The sequence below is a fragment of the Flavobacterium caeni genome, from assembly GCF_900101895.1.
In the GTDB taxonomy this organism is placed as follows: Bacteria; Bacteroidota; Bacteroidia; order Flavobacteriales; family Flavobacteriaceae; genus Flavobacterium; species Flavobacterium caeni.
On the sequence record NZ_FMVF01000009.1, the window covers coordinates 41,320 to 57,430 of the forward strand.

Consider the following 16,111-nt stretch of genomic DNA (forward strand, 5'->3'; position numbering starts at 1 on the left):
CTTGATCGGGTTTTATATTTTTAATAAATTGTTTGTCAGCAAGTTAAATGAAGTTCGATTGTTTTTTATCGTGCTTCTGCAAATTTTTTGTAACTTTTTGAAACCCCTTTACGTACAAGACCCGTACGCTCTTAAAAAAGGACACGAAAAACATGAGACAACTCAAAATTACCAAGCAGGTAACCAACCGGGAAACTGCATCTCTAGACAAGTACCTGCAAGAAATTGGAAAAGTCGATCTGATTACCGCCGACGAGGAGGTAGAATTAGCACAAAGAATCAAGGCCGGAGACCAAAGAGCACTCGAAAAGCTCACCAAAGCGAACTTGCGTTTCGTGGTTTCGGTGGCCAAACAATACCAGAATCAAGGACTCACCCTCCCCGATTTGATCAACGAAGGAAATTTGGGTCTCATCAAAGCGGCACAACGTTTTGACGAAACCCGAGGATTTAAGTTCATTTCTTACGCCGTTTGGTGGATCCGTCAGTCGATTTTGCAGGCATTGGCCGAACAATCGCGTATCGTGCGTTTGCCGCTCAACAAAATCGGCTCGATCAACAAGATCAACAAGATGTATGCTTTGCTCGAGCAATCGAATGAGCGTCCGCCAAGTGCCGAGGAAATTGCAAAAGAGCTCGACATGACGGTCAACGATGTCAAGGAATCGATGAAGAATTCCGGTCGTCACCTGTCGATGGATGCGCCGCTCGTAGAAGGCGAAGATTCGAACCTGTACGACGTTTTGCGTTCGGGCGAGTCACCAAACCCAGACCGCGAACTGATCCACGAATCGTTGCGTACAGAAATTGAGCGTTCTTTGGAGACTTTGACGCCGCGTGAAGCCGATGTCGTTCGCCTTTATTTCGGGCTCGGCGACCAGCATCCGATGACGCTCGAAGAGATCGGCGAAACCTTCGATTTGACCCGCGAACGTGTGCGTCAAATCAAGGAAAAAGCCATCCGCAGGCTCAAGCATACCTCAAGAAGTAAGATTTTAAAGACTTATTTAGGTTAAATTTTTTAAATTTGTAGGTACAAATAATAATTTTGATTATGTTTGAAACCTGAACGAAATCTATTTATCGAAATTCTGGCACAGAATTTTCTATATAACCGCAACAACAGTCTGATTAACTGTTCGTTTTTTGATTGATGATTGAAACTCCGGCTGATTACCGGAGTTTTGTTTTTTTAAGCATTTGGGCGTTGCCTTTCACACCGGCCTACGCACCTCCTGGCTCCTCGCTAAAACAGTCCACTGGACTGTTTCTTAACGCTCGGCCCTGGCCCGCGCTTTCCGTTCCAATCTTTATTGTTTCGCTACGCCGCACAATAAAGGATTTTCACTTCAAACGAAGTTCACTGAACACCTATTAAAAATATTAACTCAGTGAAGTAATCGCTAACGCGACCATCTGCAATATCGACGCTTAATTTATCCCACAACTTCGCGTTCTTTGCGAAAATCTTTGCTGCCTTTGCGGTAAAAAACTACTTTTGCACAACAACACCACTACAATGAAAAATACACTCATCGCTCCATCGGTATTGGCCGCCGATTTCGCCAACCTCCAACGCGACATCGAAATGGTCAACAACTCCAACGCCGACTGGTTCCACATCGACATCATGGACGGCGTTTTTGTCCCAAACATTTCATTCGGCATGCCCGTTTTGGAAGCCATCACCAAGCACGCCCAAAAAACCATCGACGTCCACCTGATGATTGTCGATCCAGACCGCTACATCAAAACCTTTGCTGATTTGGGCGCCAACAACCTGGCCGTCCATTTCGAAGCGTGTACGCATTTGCACCGCACGTTGCAAGCCATCAAGGCCGAAGGGATGAAAGCGGGCGTTGCGCTCAATCCGCACACCAACGTGGCGCTTTTGGAAGATGTGATCAACGATGTCGATTTGGTTTGTTTGATGAGCGTCAACCCAGGATTCGGCGGACAATCATTCATCGAAAACACGTACCGCAAAATCCGCCAGCTCAAGGAAATCATCGCGCGCAACGGTGCGTCGACCTTAATTGAAATCGACGGTGGTGTCAACGCGCAAAATGCAGTCGCCTTGGTCGAAGCGGGCGCCGATGTTTTGGTGGCCGGAAACTTTGTCTTTCGCGCGCAAAACCCAACGCAAACCATCGCGGAACTTAAGGCGATGACTTCGCTCGCGGTTTAGGGTTTGAACATCGACCTTTGCGTAACTTATCTGGCAGGTATCGTCAGTGACAGCCCGAACTTTTCGTTCATCTTCTTGATGAAATGCCCGGCCAAAAGCGGCGACTCGAGCTCGATGTTTTGGTGTACAAAGAAATAGAGCTTTTGCAGGCCCTCGGCGCGCCACTTCTCGATCCGCTCGATCCAATCGTCAAGCCTGTCGACATCGGTAGGATGGTTCGCCCCTACGTAACGCACAAAAGCCTCGGGACCCGTGAGCCGCATGTGCAGCATGTCACGGCGGCCGGCCGTATCGACCACGATGTTGGCCATTTGAAGTTCCTCGAGCAGGTTGCAAAAACGATCCAAATTATCGGGCGCAAACCATTCGGCATTGCGCACCTCTACCGCGAGCGGAAACCCTTGCGGAAACATCCTGAGTGCCGCGTCGAGCTTCGCAAAATCCTTGGGTTTGAAATTGTCGTGCAGCTGTAAAAACGCCATCCCTAGTTTTTCCTGAAAGTTGCTCACCGCGTTCGAAAACGTCGCGATTGGTTCGTCTACATTGTTGAGCCGGCGGTAGTGCGTGATCAAATCGCTCACCTTGGGGAAAAACTTGAACCCATCGGGGGTTTTCTCACGCCAGGTCTCGACCTGCTCCCATTTGGGCATGCCATAGAACGTGGCGTTGAGCTCGATGGAGTTGAACTGCGTCGCGTAATACGTCAGCTCGTCCTTGGTGCCGCGCGGATAAAAACCTTTCAAATCCGATCGGTTCCATTTGGCGCAGCCGATGTATACCTCGAAAGGCGCATTGGTTTTGTTTTTTTCGAGTATCGCCTTGGTTTGTGGCGCATCGGGCGGAAGCGTAAAATCGACGGCTTCGGGGTGTTCTACTTGACCGAATTTCATGGTATCGTTATTTATTGCAAGATAACGATTATTGCGTTACGCGTGTCGGTGGTTGAGCATCAGTTCTACATTGCGGTACAATTTCGGATGCTCCTGTTTGAATTGGTCGGGCGTTTCGAAATAATGTTCGACCAGCACGGCAAGGAATTCAAAATCGTTTGTATAGGCATAGATCCTGAAATAGTTCGAATCGATGAGCTGTTGCCGCGTCGCGCCGCGAACCTCGCTGGTGATTCGTTTGTACATCCTGGCAAAAAGAATCGCGCTGCTGTCTTCATTTTGCGTGCCGTGGTAATGCACCACATGCGCAAACTCGTGCAACCCCAGGTTCAGGTTGTCGTTAGCGTCGAATCCGCTTTTAAAATCTTCCCAGGAGAACACTACCGCGCGGTGCCTTGGGTTGAATTCGCCTTTGTGGTATTCGTTGGTGATGGTCGACAGATAAACCGACGGATACACAATGATTTTATCGACGATCTCGAACAGGTAGCGACGCATGCCAAAGGTTAGCATGACGGCCGTGGCCGCAACCATGACACGCACCTCGTCGGTGATCACAAAACCTTCCTTGCCTACGAATTCGTGTTTTTTGATGAAACGCGCCACACGGTGCCTGAAATAACCCTGGTGCTTTTCGGACAGGTTGTTATAGAACGGAAATGCACGTCTCAGGATACTGGCCTCGGCATCGGTCAAGTCCTGTCGGTTGGGATAAAAGTGTACGTATATTGGCTTTTTAAAGACGTGCATGTACATTTCCTCGGTGACCGAAACAACAGTCAGTCCAACCAACCAAATTGTCATCGCGATAACGACCAAAAAGATAAGCACAGCAAGTAGCATAGTGTGAATTTTGAACCGCAATATAGGCAAGATTGGGCATTGGACGTTATGTAGGTTGGATTTTGTATTGGGGATTGAAAATGGTAGGCGCTTTAAAAAGTTGGAAGCTATACGTTCGGGCTTTTGATGAATTTAAAATACCTGACAGCCACTGGCTGTCCTCCTTTTAATTTCAAATGCGCTGAAAAACAAAACCCCAGAAAAAGAAAATTGAAAGCGAGCTTAGACAACGAGAGGACTGAACTCCGCTGCGCTGCGTTCTTCCTCACAGCGCTCCGCGCTGAAAAAAGAACCGCCCAAAAAATGCTCAAGCGAGCTTGGCATTTTTTGGGCTTGTTCTTTTTATTTGTGATCCCGAGAGGACTCGAACCTCCATCATCAGAACCGGAATCTGACATTCTATCCGTTGAACTACGGGACCTGTATTTTTAGGAAAGCAATTTCTTGACGATGGTCGAGATGGTCTTGCCGTCGGCTTTTCCGGCGAGTTCGGCAGAAACCAAGCCCATGACCTTGCCCATCGACGCCATGCCCGACGCACCGCTTTGCGCGATGGTACGCGCTACGACCGCTTCTATTTCGGCTTCGCTGAGCTGCGCGGGAAGGAACCGCTCGATGATGGCGGCTTGCGCGAGCTCGGGTTCGGCCAAGTCGGGACGATTTTGTTCAGTAAAGATGCGCGCGCTTTCCTTACGGGTCTTGACCAGTCGCTGGAGCAACTTGATTTCTTCTTCGGGAGATACTTCTTCCTTAGAACCCGTTGCGGTTTGCAACAACAGCAACTCCGACTTGACGGCGCGCAACGACTCGAGCGCGACGGTATCTTTGGCTTTCATGGCGTTTTTGATTTCGTCCATGATTTGGGTTTGTAAACTCATCTTGATTGTGGATTTACTCCGCTGCGCTCCATACAGTTCGGCTGCGCCTCGGGTTGTTAATTCGTGGATTGGTTATTCGTTACACAGGACCGGCCCCCGGATGGCAGCGGAAAGCCTTTTGGAGAAAAACCTATTTTTTTCACGACGATGACGGCGACCAGCGGAAGCCGAAAGCGGCGCAGTAAAAAAAGGTTTTTGACAAAAGCTTGCAGCGTACAGCCGGAATTGTGGCCCCAAACCAAAACCTGCGCGAAGATAAAAAAAATAACCCGAACTTAATACTAAATTCGGGTCAAGGCTAGAGTTTGAGTTAGCTTAATCGACGTTGTCGTGCAGGAACGAATTGTTGGAACGCAACTGGATGTCGTCGTTGCTGTCGGTCCCGAGCGATGTACGCGATTGGTTATTGTTTTCGGGCTTGCCCGATATGTCTATTCCGAGTCTTTTGTAGGCGGGTTCTTTTTCGAATTCCTCCATGCGCGATGGGTTGTTGTGGAATTTGTAGTTGAACTCCTTTAACTTTCTGCGGCGCTCGTCGGCGCGGAATTTAAGCGTCTCCTCGATCGACATTTCCATAGGCGACACCTCTTCGAACGCTGGCGAGAAAGCCGATGGCACTTCTTCTTTTTGCGTCATTTTGATGTCGAGTTCGGGCGCGATCGGTTCGGCCACTTCTTTGTTCTCGACCGGTTTCGAGCCAAGCAGGTCGTTCTCGAGTTCCATGTATTCTTCGAGCGAATACTTGACGATGCCGTTCTCGTTGAGTTCGGTCATGGGCACCACCTGTACCGGCTGGTTGACCTTGATTTCCTTGGTTTCGTCGGTGAGTTCGAAAAGGATTTTGTTCTCGTCGATAAAGGCTTCGGTCACTTCGGGCTTGGCCACGGGCAACTCGAAAGAGAACGACAATTCTGGCGTCTCGACCTGGTGGTCGACCACCTTGATCTCGGTCACGTCGAAAGCTGGCGTAGCGGTAAAGTCGAGCGGTTTTTCGGGCGATACGATTTCGAACGTCACGTCTAAGTTCTTGATGAATTCAGAGATGACGATGAGTTCGTTTGGGTCAAGCACGGGTTCGTCGATCGTATTGATGATGGGCGCTTCGACCTCGGCCACAGGCGTTTCGGCTTGGGCGGCGGGCTCTTCTTCGGTCAGTTCAAAAACCACTTTCTCTCCGGCCTTCGCGATCGGCTGGTCGAAACCCACGTTAAAAGACGCGAGGTTTTTCTTGGTCAAATCGTGCGTCAGCTTTTGCTCGCCGTCGAGCGAATGGATGATCTTTTTGGGTTCGGTATTGACGATTTCATTTTGTTGTTCGACGTTGAATCCCGTGGCAATGATGGTCACGGCAATCGAATCGCCCAAGGTTTCGTCTTCGCCCACACCCATAATGATGTTGGCGTTGTAACCGGCCTCGGCCTGGATGTGGTCGTTGATTTCGCCGATCTCGTCGATCGTGATTTCGTTGGTGCCCGAAACGATAAGCAACAATACGTTTTTGGCGCCGGTGATTTTGTTGTCGTTCAAAAGTGGCGAATCAAGCGCAGCAACGATCGCTTCCTTCGCACGGTTTTCGCCAATGGCCACAGCCGATCCCATGATGGCCGTTCCACTGTTCGACAATACCGTCTTGGCATCTTTCAAGTCGATGTTTTGGGTGTAATGGTGCGTGATGACCTCGGCAATCCCGCGGGAGGCGGTCGCCAAGACTTCGTCGGCTTTCGAGAACCCTGCTTTAAAGCCCAGGTTGCCGTATACCTCGCGCAATTTGTTGTTGTTGATCACAATCAGTGAATCGACCTGCTTACGCAATTTCTCGACCCCGATAAGCGCTTGGTCTGAACGAACCTTGCCCTCGAACTGGAAAGGGATGGTCACGATGCCCACAGTCAGGATGTCGCGCTCTTTGGCCAATTGTGCGATCACTGGGGCCGCACCGGTTCCCGTACCACCGCCCATACCGGCCGTGATGAAAACCATTTTGGTATTCGAGTCGAGCATCTTTTCGATGTCGGCGATGCTTTCGATGGCCGATTGCTGGCCTACTTCAGGGTTGGCGCCCGCACCGAGTCCTTCGGTAAGGTTCACCCCGAGTTGGATTTTGTTCGGCACGGCGCTGTTTTGCAGGGCTTGCGAGTCGGTGTTACAGACGATGAAATCTACACCCTTGATGCCCTGCTTGAACATGTGGTTGATGGCGTTACTCCCGCCGCCGCCAACACCGATTACTTTGATGACGTTCGACTGGTTCTTTGGTAGGTCGAACGAAATGCTGCCAAAATCTGAGTTGCTTGTCATAATATTTTGGTTTACTGTTTTATGCTTTTGTTTCTTGTTTGCTTTACTGTCGGGTTTCTAATCACTCTGCATTGTCTAGAAACTCCTTGATCTTGTCTACGTACTTGTCAAAAAACGACTTGCGGATCTTGACCTCGGTAGACTCCTGCTTGGGCTGCGCCGTTTCGTGATAAACGGCCACAGGCTCTGGCTTAGGCTCGGCAGGTTGTTCCTGATAAGCCGCAGGTTCTGGTGCCTTGACGGTGTCGAACTGGTACTCCTTTTGGAACGTCACCTTTTCTGGAACCACTTGGGTTTCGATCTTGACCGCGCTTTGCGTCTTGTTCTCGATGCTGTTCATCACAAGCCCAACCGCCGTGGCATACAATGGGCTCGAAATCTCCTCGTCTGAATTCCCCGCGAGGTGCTCGTTCGGATAACCGATACGCGTATCCATGCCGGTGATGTATTCGACGAGTTGCTTGATGTGTTTCAAGTTCGCGCCGCCGCCCGTTAGAACGATGCCTGCGATCAATTTCTTGCGCGGGTCTTCGTGCCCGTAGGCTTTGATTTCGGCAAACACCTGCTCGATGATCTCGACCACACGTGCGTGAATGATTTTCGACAGGTTTTTGAGCGATATTTCTTTTGGTTCGCGTCCGCGCAAGCCCGGAATCGAAACGATTTCGTTGTCTTTGTTTTCGCCCGGCCATGCCGATCCGAATTTCACCTTGAGCAATTCGGCTTGCTTTTCGATGATCGAGCAGCCTTCCTTGATGTCGTCGGTGATGACGTTGCCGCCAAACGGGATCACGGCCGTGTGACGGATGATGCCGTCCTTGAAAATGGCGAGGTCGGTGGTGCCGCCGCCGATATCGATCAAGGCCACACCCGCTTCTTTTTCTTCCTGAGAAAGCACCGCATCGGCCGAAGCCAACGGTTCGAGCGTGAGTCCAGACAATTCGATGCCCGAACTTTGGATGCATCGGCCCACATTGCGGATCGAAGACGCCTGCCCTACGACCACGTGGAAACTGCTTTCCAAACGTCCGCCGTACATACCAATCGGCTCTTTAATGTCGGACTGCCCGTCGATCTTGAACTCCTGCGGCAACACGTGGATGATTTCTTCGCCCGGCAACATTGCGAGTTTGTGCACCTGGTTGATGAGCAAATCGATGTCTTTGCCGCCGATGACTTCTTCGGCATTGCTGCGGCTGATGTAATCGGAGTGCTGGATGCTGCGGATGTGTTGTCCGGCGATGCCCACCACCACGTCCTTGATCTTGTAGCCCGATTTGTTCTCGGCTTCGGTGATCGCGAGTTGGATGGATTGGATCGTTTGCGTGATGTTGTTCACCACACCGCGCGCCACACCAAGGCTCTTTGACTTTCCGACACCCAAAATCTCCAGCTTGCCGTACTCGTTTTTCTTGCCGATCATCGCAACAATCTTGGTTGTCCCGATGTCTAAACCTACTGCAATGTTTTCTTTTTCCATATTCCTTTATTTGGTGCACACGACTTGCTGTGTGAATTTCAGGTTGATGTTTTTATACTTGTACAAAGAACTGTCGGTAACCGCTTTTTGAAAAAAGGCTTTGTAATTGCCGAATTTTCGTTCGATGTTGATGGTTTTCCCGAAATCGATCGCAAAATCGAAATCCCTGTTCAACATTTTTAGGCTGCCATTGGACAAAACTTGGATGCCAATGATATTCTTTCTCAAAAATTCATCGTCGTAAACAAATTGCAACAATTTGCTCAGTTCCTGTCTGTTTGCTTTGTTAATTTCCCCCGAAATGATTGGAACCCTTGCGGTAAATTCTTCCGAAAGCGGCATCTCATTTCCTTGATAGTCAATGTAAAAAGACCCGCTTTGGTCGAACACCCTCGCGATGGGCGTCTTTTGTTTGACGACCGCTTTGAGGACGCCATCGATGCTCACAAAAACCTCTGATTTTTCGATCATCGGGTTGCTGTCGATGGACTTTTCCAACTTGTTCAAATCTACTTTATCTTTTCGGATGCTTCTCGCGTCGTTTCTATTTTCTATTAACAATTTATTAACCGCTTCCTGTTTGATAAACGGGTCTGAATCGGTGCTGAAAACCACAACCGATTTGGCCAATTTCCTTTGTGCATTGCGGCTTGACGTAAACGAATACAATCCTATTACTAACGCCAACATTAGTAACAATCTGATGCTGTCCCAGTTGATTTTATTTTTCATAACAACGCTTTTTTGATGTCGTTTACCATTTCTCCGATGTCGCCCGCGCCTATGGTCACGATGACTTTTTTGCCGCTGTTCTTGATCGACGCAATCAAATCGGTTTTGGCGACCAATTTGGTGTTCGGATTCGTCATTTTTTGCATCAGCCAACCCGACGTAATTCCTTCGATCGGCTCCTCGCGCGCCGGATAAATATCCAGCAGGATCACCTGGTCGAATGCCGACAGGCTTTTGGCGAAATCATCGGCAAAATCCTTGGTACGGCTAAACAAATGCGGCTGGAATACGGCCAACACTTCGCGCTCCGGATACAGCTCGGAAACGGCCTGGTGTACCGCGTTGATTTCGGTCGGATGGTGTGCATAGTCGTCGATGTACACCAAATCGTCGGTTTGGATCTGATACGAAAACCTGCGTTTGATTCCTTTAAATGACACCAAGGCTTTGGCGATACGGTCGGTCGGGGTGCCGAACGTTCTGGCCATGGCCAAAGCCATCAGCGCATTTGTTAAATTGTGCGTACCCGGCAGGGCAAACCGCAAATCTTTGATGATGCCGGTAGGCGTCTGCACGTCAAAAACGTATTGGGAATTGTCGATGCGGATGTTGAACGCCTTGTACTCGGCATCCTGGTTGACCGCCACCGTAACGCCTTCGAGCGGCAGTCCTTTGGCGATGAACAACTTGCTTTTGTCTTCGACTTTGTCGGCGAATTCGGTAAACGATGCCTCAATGGCCGACGCATCTCCGTAAATATCCAAATGATCGGCATCCATCGACGTCACGCACGCAATGTCTGGATGCAGGTGCAAAAACGACCGGTCGAACTCATCGGCCTCGACTACCGTCACCGATTTTCCGGTACCAATAAGGTTCGAATCGTAGTTCTCGACGATACCGCCCAAAAAGGCCGTCACATCGGCACCGCTCTCGTACAAGATGTGCCCAAGGATGCTCGACGTGGTGGTCTTGCCATGCGTGCCGGCCACCGCAAAACAAAACGTGTCCTTGGTGATCAAACCCAACACGGCCGCGCGTTTCATGACCAGGTATTGGCGCTCGACAAAATAATTCCACTCCGAATGGGTGATCGGCACCGCGGGCGTGATGACCACGAGCGTATTCTCGACATAAAAATCTTTGGGAATCAAATCGATCTCGTCGGTAAAATGGATGTCGATACCGTCGGCCGCAAGCTGGTCGGTGAGCATGGTTCGCGTTTTGTCGTAGCCGCGCACATTTTTGCCGATGTGCTTGAAATACCGCGCGAGTGCACTCATGCCGATTCCGCCGATGCCGATGAAGTAGACGTTATGGATTTGACTTAAATTCATGTCTTAAGGTCTTTAAAGTCTTAAGGTCTTAAAGGCAGTGCCTTTGTTTGTTTATTTATTTATTGAATCATCTTCGGTCGCAAGCCTTTATGACTTTAGGACCTTACGACTTTACGACTTGATTAATTTCACGATTTCGTCGGCGATGTCTTTGGTCGCATTGACTTTCGCCAGTTTCTTCATGTTGTCAGACAATTGCCGTTGCAGGTTTTCGTCTGAAACCAGTTTGTTGAAAATCCCAGAAAATTGGGTATCGAGTTCGCTTTCGCGGATCAGGATCGCGCCGCCTTTGTCTACTATTGATTGCGCATTCTTTGTTTGATGGTCTTCGGCCACATTCGGCGACGGGATAAAAACCGTCGGTTTGCCCACGATGCACAGCTCCGAAACCGACGAAGCGCCGGCGCGCGAAATCACGAAATCGGACGCGGCATACACCAGATCCATGCGGTCGATGAACGCCAACACCTGAACATTCGTTTTTTCGTCAAAATGCTGGTATTGCTCGTGGTACAATTTGCCGCATTGCCAGATGACCTGCAACCCCAGCGCTTCGAACACAACCAATTCCTTGGCGATAAGTTGGTTGATGCGTCGCGCACCCAAACTCCCGCCCAGTACGAGCAATGTTTTTTTGTTCGGATCGAGATTGAAATAGGCCACGGCCTCTGCCCTTTTGCCCGCCACATCGATCAAATCCTGCCGCACCGGATTGCCCGTGAACACGATTTTTGATTTCGGGAAAAACCGTTCGAGCCCGTCGTAAGCCACGCAAATCTTGCTGGCCTTTTTGGCGAGCAGCTTGTTGGTGATGCCGGGGTAAGAGTTCTGTTCCTGAATCACGCTCGGCACGCCCGCAAACGAAGCGACCTGCAACAGCGGGCCACTCGCAAATCCGCCCGTACCGATCACGACATCGGGTTTAAATTCGGCCAAGATTCTTCTTGCCTTGAGCAAACTGGTGATCAGTTTTACGGGAAACAACGTATTGTCGAACGTGAGTTTGCGCTGCAGTCCAGCAATCCAAAGGCCTCGGATTTTATAACCCGCCTGCGGCACTTTTTGCATCTCCATTTTGTCCTTGGCGCCAACAAACAAAAACTCGGCGTCGGGAAAACGCGACTTCAATTCATTGGCAATCGCAATGGCCGGGTAGATGTGCCCGCCGGTGCCGCCGCCGCTTAGTATGAATCGAAATTTATTCATTATTGTTTATTGTTATTATTTATTGGCCTCTCGACCTTATGGCTTTATGGCTTTACGACTTTATGACTTTATGACTTTATGACTTTACGACTTTACGACTTTATAACCGCGTTCATCGGGTTGGTGGTGTTGTCTTCTATCGAATAGCCGTCTGATTTTTCGAGTTCTTCCTGTTCGCGCAACGCCGCTTCGGCCTCTTCCTCGCGTTTGATTTGCGCGTCGATCATGCGCGCGAGTGTTTCTTCGCGTTTTTGTTTTTCTTCTTTTTCGGCGGCGATTTCTTCTTCTTTCTTGGTCACGCCTATGATGATACCCAGCGCGATACACGTCATCCAAATCGAACTACCACCCGAAGAAATCAGCGGCAACGTTTGCCCTGTTACCGGAAGCAATTCGACCGCCACGGCCATGTTGATGAGCGCCTGGAACACAATCGGGAAGCCTACGCCCACGACCACCAGCTTGCCGAACATCGTATTGGCTTTGTGCGCGGCCACGATGAACCTAAAAAACAGCAGCATGTACAGCCCCAGCACAGTGAATCCGCCAATGAGACCATATTCCTCTACGATGATCGCATAGATAAAATCGGAGGACGACTGCGGCAGAAAATTCTTTTGCACCGACTTGCCTGGCCCGAGCCCTTGGATCCCGCCCGAAGCGATCGCGATTTTTGCTTTTTCGATCTGGTAGTGCTCGTCGTCGGTGTCTTTGTTTTCATCGTTGGATGCAAAGCTCTCGAGCCGGCTTTCCCAGGTGTGCACACGGCTAAAGAAACGCGAATCGGGAAACGCCTTGCTCAAGAGCACGAACAACATCAGCGCCGCAATACCCGCACCGATGATGATGCCGATGTATTTGAGCGGATACTTGCCGATAAAAGTCAGCATGAGCACCATCGAAAACATGAGCGCCGCCGTCGAAAAGTTGGCAGGGAGGATAAACCCGAGCGTCACGAACACCGGCGTCCACAGTTCCCAAAACGAATTTTTGAACGTAAGCGGCGTTTCGCGTTTTTTTGACAGGTAACGCGCCACGAAAATCATCAGCACGATGAACGCCAAAGTCGAGGTCTGGAACGTGATCCCGATGAAAGGTACCTGGATCCAACGGCTCGCATTGGCCCCCGCAATCACGGTTCCCTTGACGAGCGTATAGGCGAGCAACAGCCAAACGACGGGCAGCGCCACGATCGAAATCGCCCTAAAATAATGGTACGGCACCTTGTGCACCCAGTAAATGATGCCAAGCCCGATGCAAATGTGCACAAAATGCTTGGCCAAATAACCGAGCGTATTGCCCGTACCGTGGCCCATGTAGGCCAGGTTCGAGCTCGCGCTAAAGACCGGCATGAACGAAAACAACGCGAGCAGTGCGACGAACGTCCAGATGACTTTGTCTCCTTTTAAACTTTGCAGCAGCTGCTTCACTTTGTTATTGTTTATTATTTATTGTTATTTTTTATTCTGGGCGTTGCCGCGCATCACATCTTATCTTCTAATCTAGTTTAGTTCGCGCGGCCGGGCTTTACGCGGTGCGCGGCACCCAGCTTCAATCCCTAACGCGGGCCCTGTCGTTTATTTCGAGCCCTAGCCCTGATAGAGCCGATATCCTCGCAGCGCAGCGGAGAGATAAAGGCGAAAGCAGGTTCCCGGCTCCAAGTCCTTCGACTTTTGACTTTCGACATTCGACTTTATAAATTCTGCACCGCCTGCTTAAACTGTCTTCCCCGATCCTCGTAATTCTCAAACAAATCAAAACTCGCGCACGCCGGCGACAACAACACCGCGTCGCCTTTTTCGGTCATGCGTTGGCCCATGCGCACGGCATCGACCATGTTGTCTACTTCGATCATCACGTCGACGACGGCGCCAAACGCGTCGATGATCTTTTTGTTGTCGAGCCCGAGGCAAATGATGCCTTTGACTTTCTCGCGCACGAGCGGCATCAGTTCTGAATAATCGTTTCCTTTATCGACACCCCCAACAATCCAAACCGTTGGCGTGGTCATGCTGTCGAGCGCAAAAAACGTCGCGTTGACGTTGGTGGCCTTCGAATCGTTGATGTATTGTACGTTCCCAATCTTGAGCACCTTCTCTAACCGGTGTTCGACACCCTGGAAGTTCGAAAGGCTCTCGCGGATCGTGGCTTTGCGAATCTGCATCAACTTGGCTACCGAGGTGGCCGCCATTGCATTTTTCATATTGTGCTTGCCTTCGAGCGCAATATGTTCGGTTTCCATGATGAATTCTTCTTCGTTGATGTTTACTTCCATGTTGTTGTCTTTTAAGTAGGCTCCGTTCTTGAACTGTTTGGTGATCGAGAAAGGAATTAGTTGGGCTTTTATTTTGTTATTTTGGAGCCAATTCGTGATGGCTTCGTCGTCTGCGTCGTAAATCAAAAAATCGTCTTTCTTTTGATTCATGGTGATCCGAAACTTCGAATCGATGTATTTCTCGTATTTGTAATCGTACCGGTCGAGATGGTCCGGGCTGATGTTGGTGATGATCGCAATCTCGGGCTTGTAATCGACGATACCGTCCAATTGAAAACTCGAGAGTTCCAACACATACCAGTCGAATTTGTCCTCGGCCACCTGCCAGGCGAAACTCTTGCCGATGTTCCCGCCAAGACCCACATTCAACCCGCCCGATTTGAGCAAGTGGTAGGTGAGCATCGTGGTCGTGGTCTTGCCGTTGCTTCCCGTGATGCCGACCGTTTTGGCCTTGGTGTGCTTACAGGCGAACTCGATTTCCGAAATCACCGGAATCCCTTTTTCCCGAAGCGCCTTGACGATGGGCGATTTATCGGGAATACCGGGGCTTTTCATGACCACATCGGCATTTAGGATTTTTTTCTCGGTATGGGTTTCGTCTTCCCATTTGATGCCATTAATCGTAAGAACTTCGCGGTAGTTGTTTTTTATTTTTCCCTTATCGGACACAAACACATCGTATCCTTTTTTCTTCCCCAAAATGGCCGTGCCGACACCGCTTTCGCCACCGCCCAGGATTACAAGCCGCTGCATCTACCTTAACTTTAGCGTTACGATCGACAAAATGGCCAGTATTATGCCCGTAATCCAAAACCGCGTCACGATCTTGCTCTCGTGGTATCCTTTCTTTTGGTAGTGGTGGTGCAACGGCGACATCAGAAAAATCCGCCGGCCCTCGCCGTACCGCTTCTTGGTCCATTTGAAATAGGATACCTGCAATACCACCGAGAAATTCTCGACCAGGAAAATCCCGCACAACAGCGGAATCATCAGCTCTTTTCTCACCGCGATGGCGAGCACCGCAATGATGCCGCCTATGGTCAACGAACCCGTATCGCCCATGAACACGGCCGCCGGGTACGAATTGTACCACAGAAAGCCGATGAGCGCCCCGGCAAACGCCGCGATGAACACCGTCATTTCGCCCGAATTCGGGATGTACATGATGTTCAGGTAACTCGAAAAAATAATGTTACCCGACACAAACGTGAAAATGCCCAGCGCCACCACTGAGATGGCCGAAGTTCCCGCCGCGAGCCCGTCGATGCCATCGGTCAGGTTCGCACCATTGGACACCGCCGTGATGATGAAAATCACGATCGGGATGAACACCAGCCAGGCCCAGTTTTCGTAACCGTCGCCCATCCATTGCAGCAAATCGGCATAGTCGAGTTCGTTGTTCTTGAAAAACGGGATCGTGGTTGCGGTCGATTTTTCTTCGATTGGCGCCTGCGTGATCACGTTCTCGGTTTGGCGCAGCGAAATCGTAGACGGGGTTTCTTTTCTAAGCGTCACGCCCGGATGCAGGTACAAAACCGTACCCACGATGACGCCCAAACCTACCTGCCCCACGACTTTGAAAATGCCTTTGAGTCCTTGTTTGTCTTTTTTGAAAATCTTGATGTAGTCGTCGATAAAGCCGATGGTGCCCATCCAAAGCGTGGTCACGATCAGCAAAATGATGTAAATGTTGTTGAGTTTGGTGAACAAAAGCACCGGGATCAGCGTCGCGATGATGATGATGAGCCCGCCCATGGTGGGTGTGCCCGCCTTCTCGTTTTGGCCCGCCAACCCCAGCTCGCGCACCGTCTCGCCTACCTGCTGGCGCTTGAGGAACCCGATGATTTTTTTACCGTAAATCGTCGAAATGAGCAGCGACAAAATCACCGCCATCCCCGAACGGAACGTGATGTACTGGAAAACCCCGGTACCCGGCACGTTGTGTTCTTTGTACAGATATTCAAACAGATAGTACAACATAGTC

The 16,111-nt window shown here is 50.1% G+C and carries 13 protein-coding genes and 1 tRNA gene; 2 read left to right on the plus strand and 12 right to left on the minus strand.

Annotated elements, in window-relative coordinates; genetic code table 11:
• Window positions 1-152 precede the first annotated feature (152 nt).
• Complete coding sequence (locus tag BLP55_RS10040) at window positions 153-1,016, plus strand: sigma-70 family RNA polymerase sigma factor (protein ID WP_007804760.1); 864 nt, start codon at window positions 153-155, stop codon at window positions 1,014-1,016.
• Window positions 1,017-1,519: 503 nt separating this feature from the next.
• Window positions 1,520-2,188, plus strand: a complete 669-nt coding sequence (rpe, locus tag BLP55_RS10045; protein ID WP_091143053.1) for a ribulose-phosphate 3-epimerase — start codon at window positions 1,520-1,522, stop codon at window positions 2,186-2,188.
• Between the two features lie 26 nt (window positions 2,189-2,214).
• Here rpe and BLP55_RS10050 read toward each other — a convergent pair whose 3' ends face one another.
• From BLP55_RS10050 to mraY, 12 genes are all read right to left on the minus strand, one after another.
• Window positions 2,215-3,078 (minus strand): DUF72 domain-containing protein, encoded by an 864-nt coding sequence (locus BLP55_RS10050; RefSeq protein WP_091143057.1) that lies wholly within the window; start codon window positions 3,076-3,078, stop codon window positions 2,215-2,217.
• Window positions 3,079-3,114: 36 nt separating this feature from the next.
• Window positions 3,115-3,921 (minus strand): zinc-dependent peptidase, encoded by an 807-nt coding sequence (locus BLP55_RS10055; protein ID WP_091143060.1) that lies wholly within the window; start codon window positions 3,919-3,921, stop codon window positions 3,115-3,117.
• A 349-nt stretch (window positions 3,922-4,270) separates the two neighbouring features.
• Window positions 4,271-4,342, minus strand: a tRNA-Arg gene (locus BLP55_RS10060).
• A gap of 7 nt (window positions 4,343-4,349) precedes the next feature.
• On the minus strand, window positions 4,350-4,799 hold the full coding sequence (locus tag BLP55_RS10065) for a GatB/YqeY domain-containing protein (protein WP_091143063.1): 450 nt from the start codon (window positions 4,797-4,799) through the stop codon (window positions 4,350-4,352).
• A 315-nt stretch (window positions 4,800-5,114) separates the two neighbouring features.
• The gene (gene ftsZ / locus BLP55_RS10070) at window positions 5,115-7,097 is read right to left on the minus strand and encodes a cell division protein FtsZ (protein ID WP_091143065.1); all 1,983 of its coding nucleotides are present in this window, start codon (window positions 7,095-7,097) and stop codon (window positions 5,115-5,117) included.
• Window positions 7,098-7,158: 61 nt separating this feature from the next.
• Entirely contained in the window at window positions 7,159-8,577 is a 1,419-nt protein-coding gene (gene ftsA / locus BLP55_RS10075; protein ID WP_091143067.1) for a cell division protein FtsA, read from the minus strand.
• A gap of 6 nt (window positions 8,578-8,583) precedes the next feature.
• Window positions 8,584-9,309, minus strand: a complete 726-nt coding sequence (locus tag BLP55_RS10080; RefSeq protein ID WP_170826842.1) for a cell division protein FtsQ/DivIB — start codon at window positions 9,307-9,309, stop codon at window positions 8,584-8,586.
• Window positions 9,306-10,646: a UDP-N-acetylmuramate--L-alanine ligase gene (murC, locus tag BLP55_RS10085; RefSeq protein WP_091143073.1), complete on the minus strand. Its 1,341-nt coding sequence runs from the start codon at window positions 10,644-10,646 to the stop codon at window positions 9,306-9,308. Before murC ends, BLP55_RS10080 begins: the two co-directional genes overlap by 4 nt.
• A gap of 111 nt (window positions 10,647-10,757) precedes the next feature.
• Window positions 10,758-11,852, minus strand: coding sequence for an undecaprenyldiphospho-muramoylpentapeptide beta-N-acetylglucosaminyltransferase (gene murG / locus BLP55_RS10090; protein ID WP_091143077.1), 1,095 nt, complete (start codon window positions 11,850-11,852; stop codon window positions 10,758-10,760).
• Window positions 11,853-11,944: 92 nt separating this feature from the next.
• Window positions 11,945-13,282, minus strand: coding sequence for an FtsW/RodA/SpoVE family cell cycle protein (locus tag BLP55_RS10095; RefSeq protein ID WP_091143082.1), 1,338 nt, complete (start codon window positions 13,280-13,282; stop codon window positions 11,945-11,947).
• Window positions 13,283-13,545: 263 nt separating this feature from the next.
• Window positions 13,546-14,880, minus strand: a complete 1,335-nt coding sequence (gene murD / locus BLP55_RS10100; protein WP_091143086.1) for a UDP-N-acetylmuramoyl-L-alanine--D-glutamate ligase — start codon at window positions 14,878-14,880, stop codon at window positions 13,546-13,548.
• The gene (gene mraY, locus BLP55_RS10105; protein WP_091143089.1) at window positions 14,881-16,107 is read right to left on the minus strand and encodes a phospho-N-acetylmuramoyl-pentapeptide-transferase; all 1,227 of its coding nucleotides are present in this window, start codon (window positions 16,105-16,107) and stop codon (window positions 14,881-14,883) included.
• Window positions 16,108-16,111 lie beyond the last annotated feature (4 nt).

Bases quoted from the DNA above. Each gene is read 5' to 3' on its own strand.
- murC (WP_091143073.1), bottom strand. From the start codon at position 10,646: ATGAATTTAAGTCAAATCCATAACGTCTACTTCATCGGCATCGGCGGA.
- BLP55_RS10040 (WP_007804760.1), top strand. From the start codon at position 153: ATGAGACAACTCAAAATTACCAAGCAGGTAACCAACCGGGAAACTGCA.
- BLP55_RS10065 (WP_091143063.1), bottom strand. From the start codon at position 4,799: ATGAGTTTACAAACCCAAATCATGGACGAAATCAAAAACGCCATGAAA.
- mraY (WP_091143089.1), bottom strand. From the start codon at position 16,107: ATGTTGTACTATCTGTTTGAATATCTGTACAAAGAACACAACGTGCCG.
- ftsA (WP_091143067.1), bottom strand. From the start codon at position 8,577: ATGGAAAAAGAAAACATTGCAGTAGGTTTAGACATCGGGACAACCAAG.
- BLP55_RS10050 (WP_091143057.1), bottom strand. From the start codon at position 3,078: ATGAAATTCGGTCAAGTAGAACACCCCGAAGCCGTCGATTTTACGCTT.
- ftsZ (WP_091143065.1), bottom strand. From the start codon at position 7,097: ATGACAAGCAACTCAGATTTTGGCAGCATTTCGTTCGACCTACCAAAG.
- murG (WP_091143077.1), bottom strand. From the start codon at position 11,852: ATGAATAAATTTCGATTCATACTAAGCGGCGGCGGCACCGGCGGGCAC.
- rpe (WP_091143053.1), top strand. From the start codon at position 1,520: ATGAAAAATACACTCATCGCTCCATCGGTATTGGCCGCCGATTTCGCC.
- murD (WP_091143086.1), bottom strand. From the start codon at position 14,880: ATGCAGCGGCTTGTAATCCTGGGCGGTGGCGAAAGCGGTGTCGGCACG.
- BLP55_RS10055 (WP_091143060.1), bottom strand. From the start codon at position 3,921: ATGCTACTTGCTGTGCTTATCTTTTTGGTCGTTATCGCGATGACAATT.
- BLP55_RS10080 (WP_170826842.1), bottom strand. From the start codon at position 9,309: ATGAAAAATAAAATCAACTGGGACAGCATCAGATTGTTACTAATGTTG.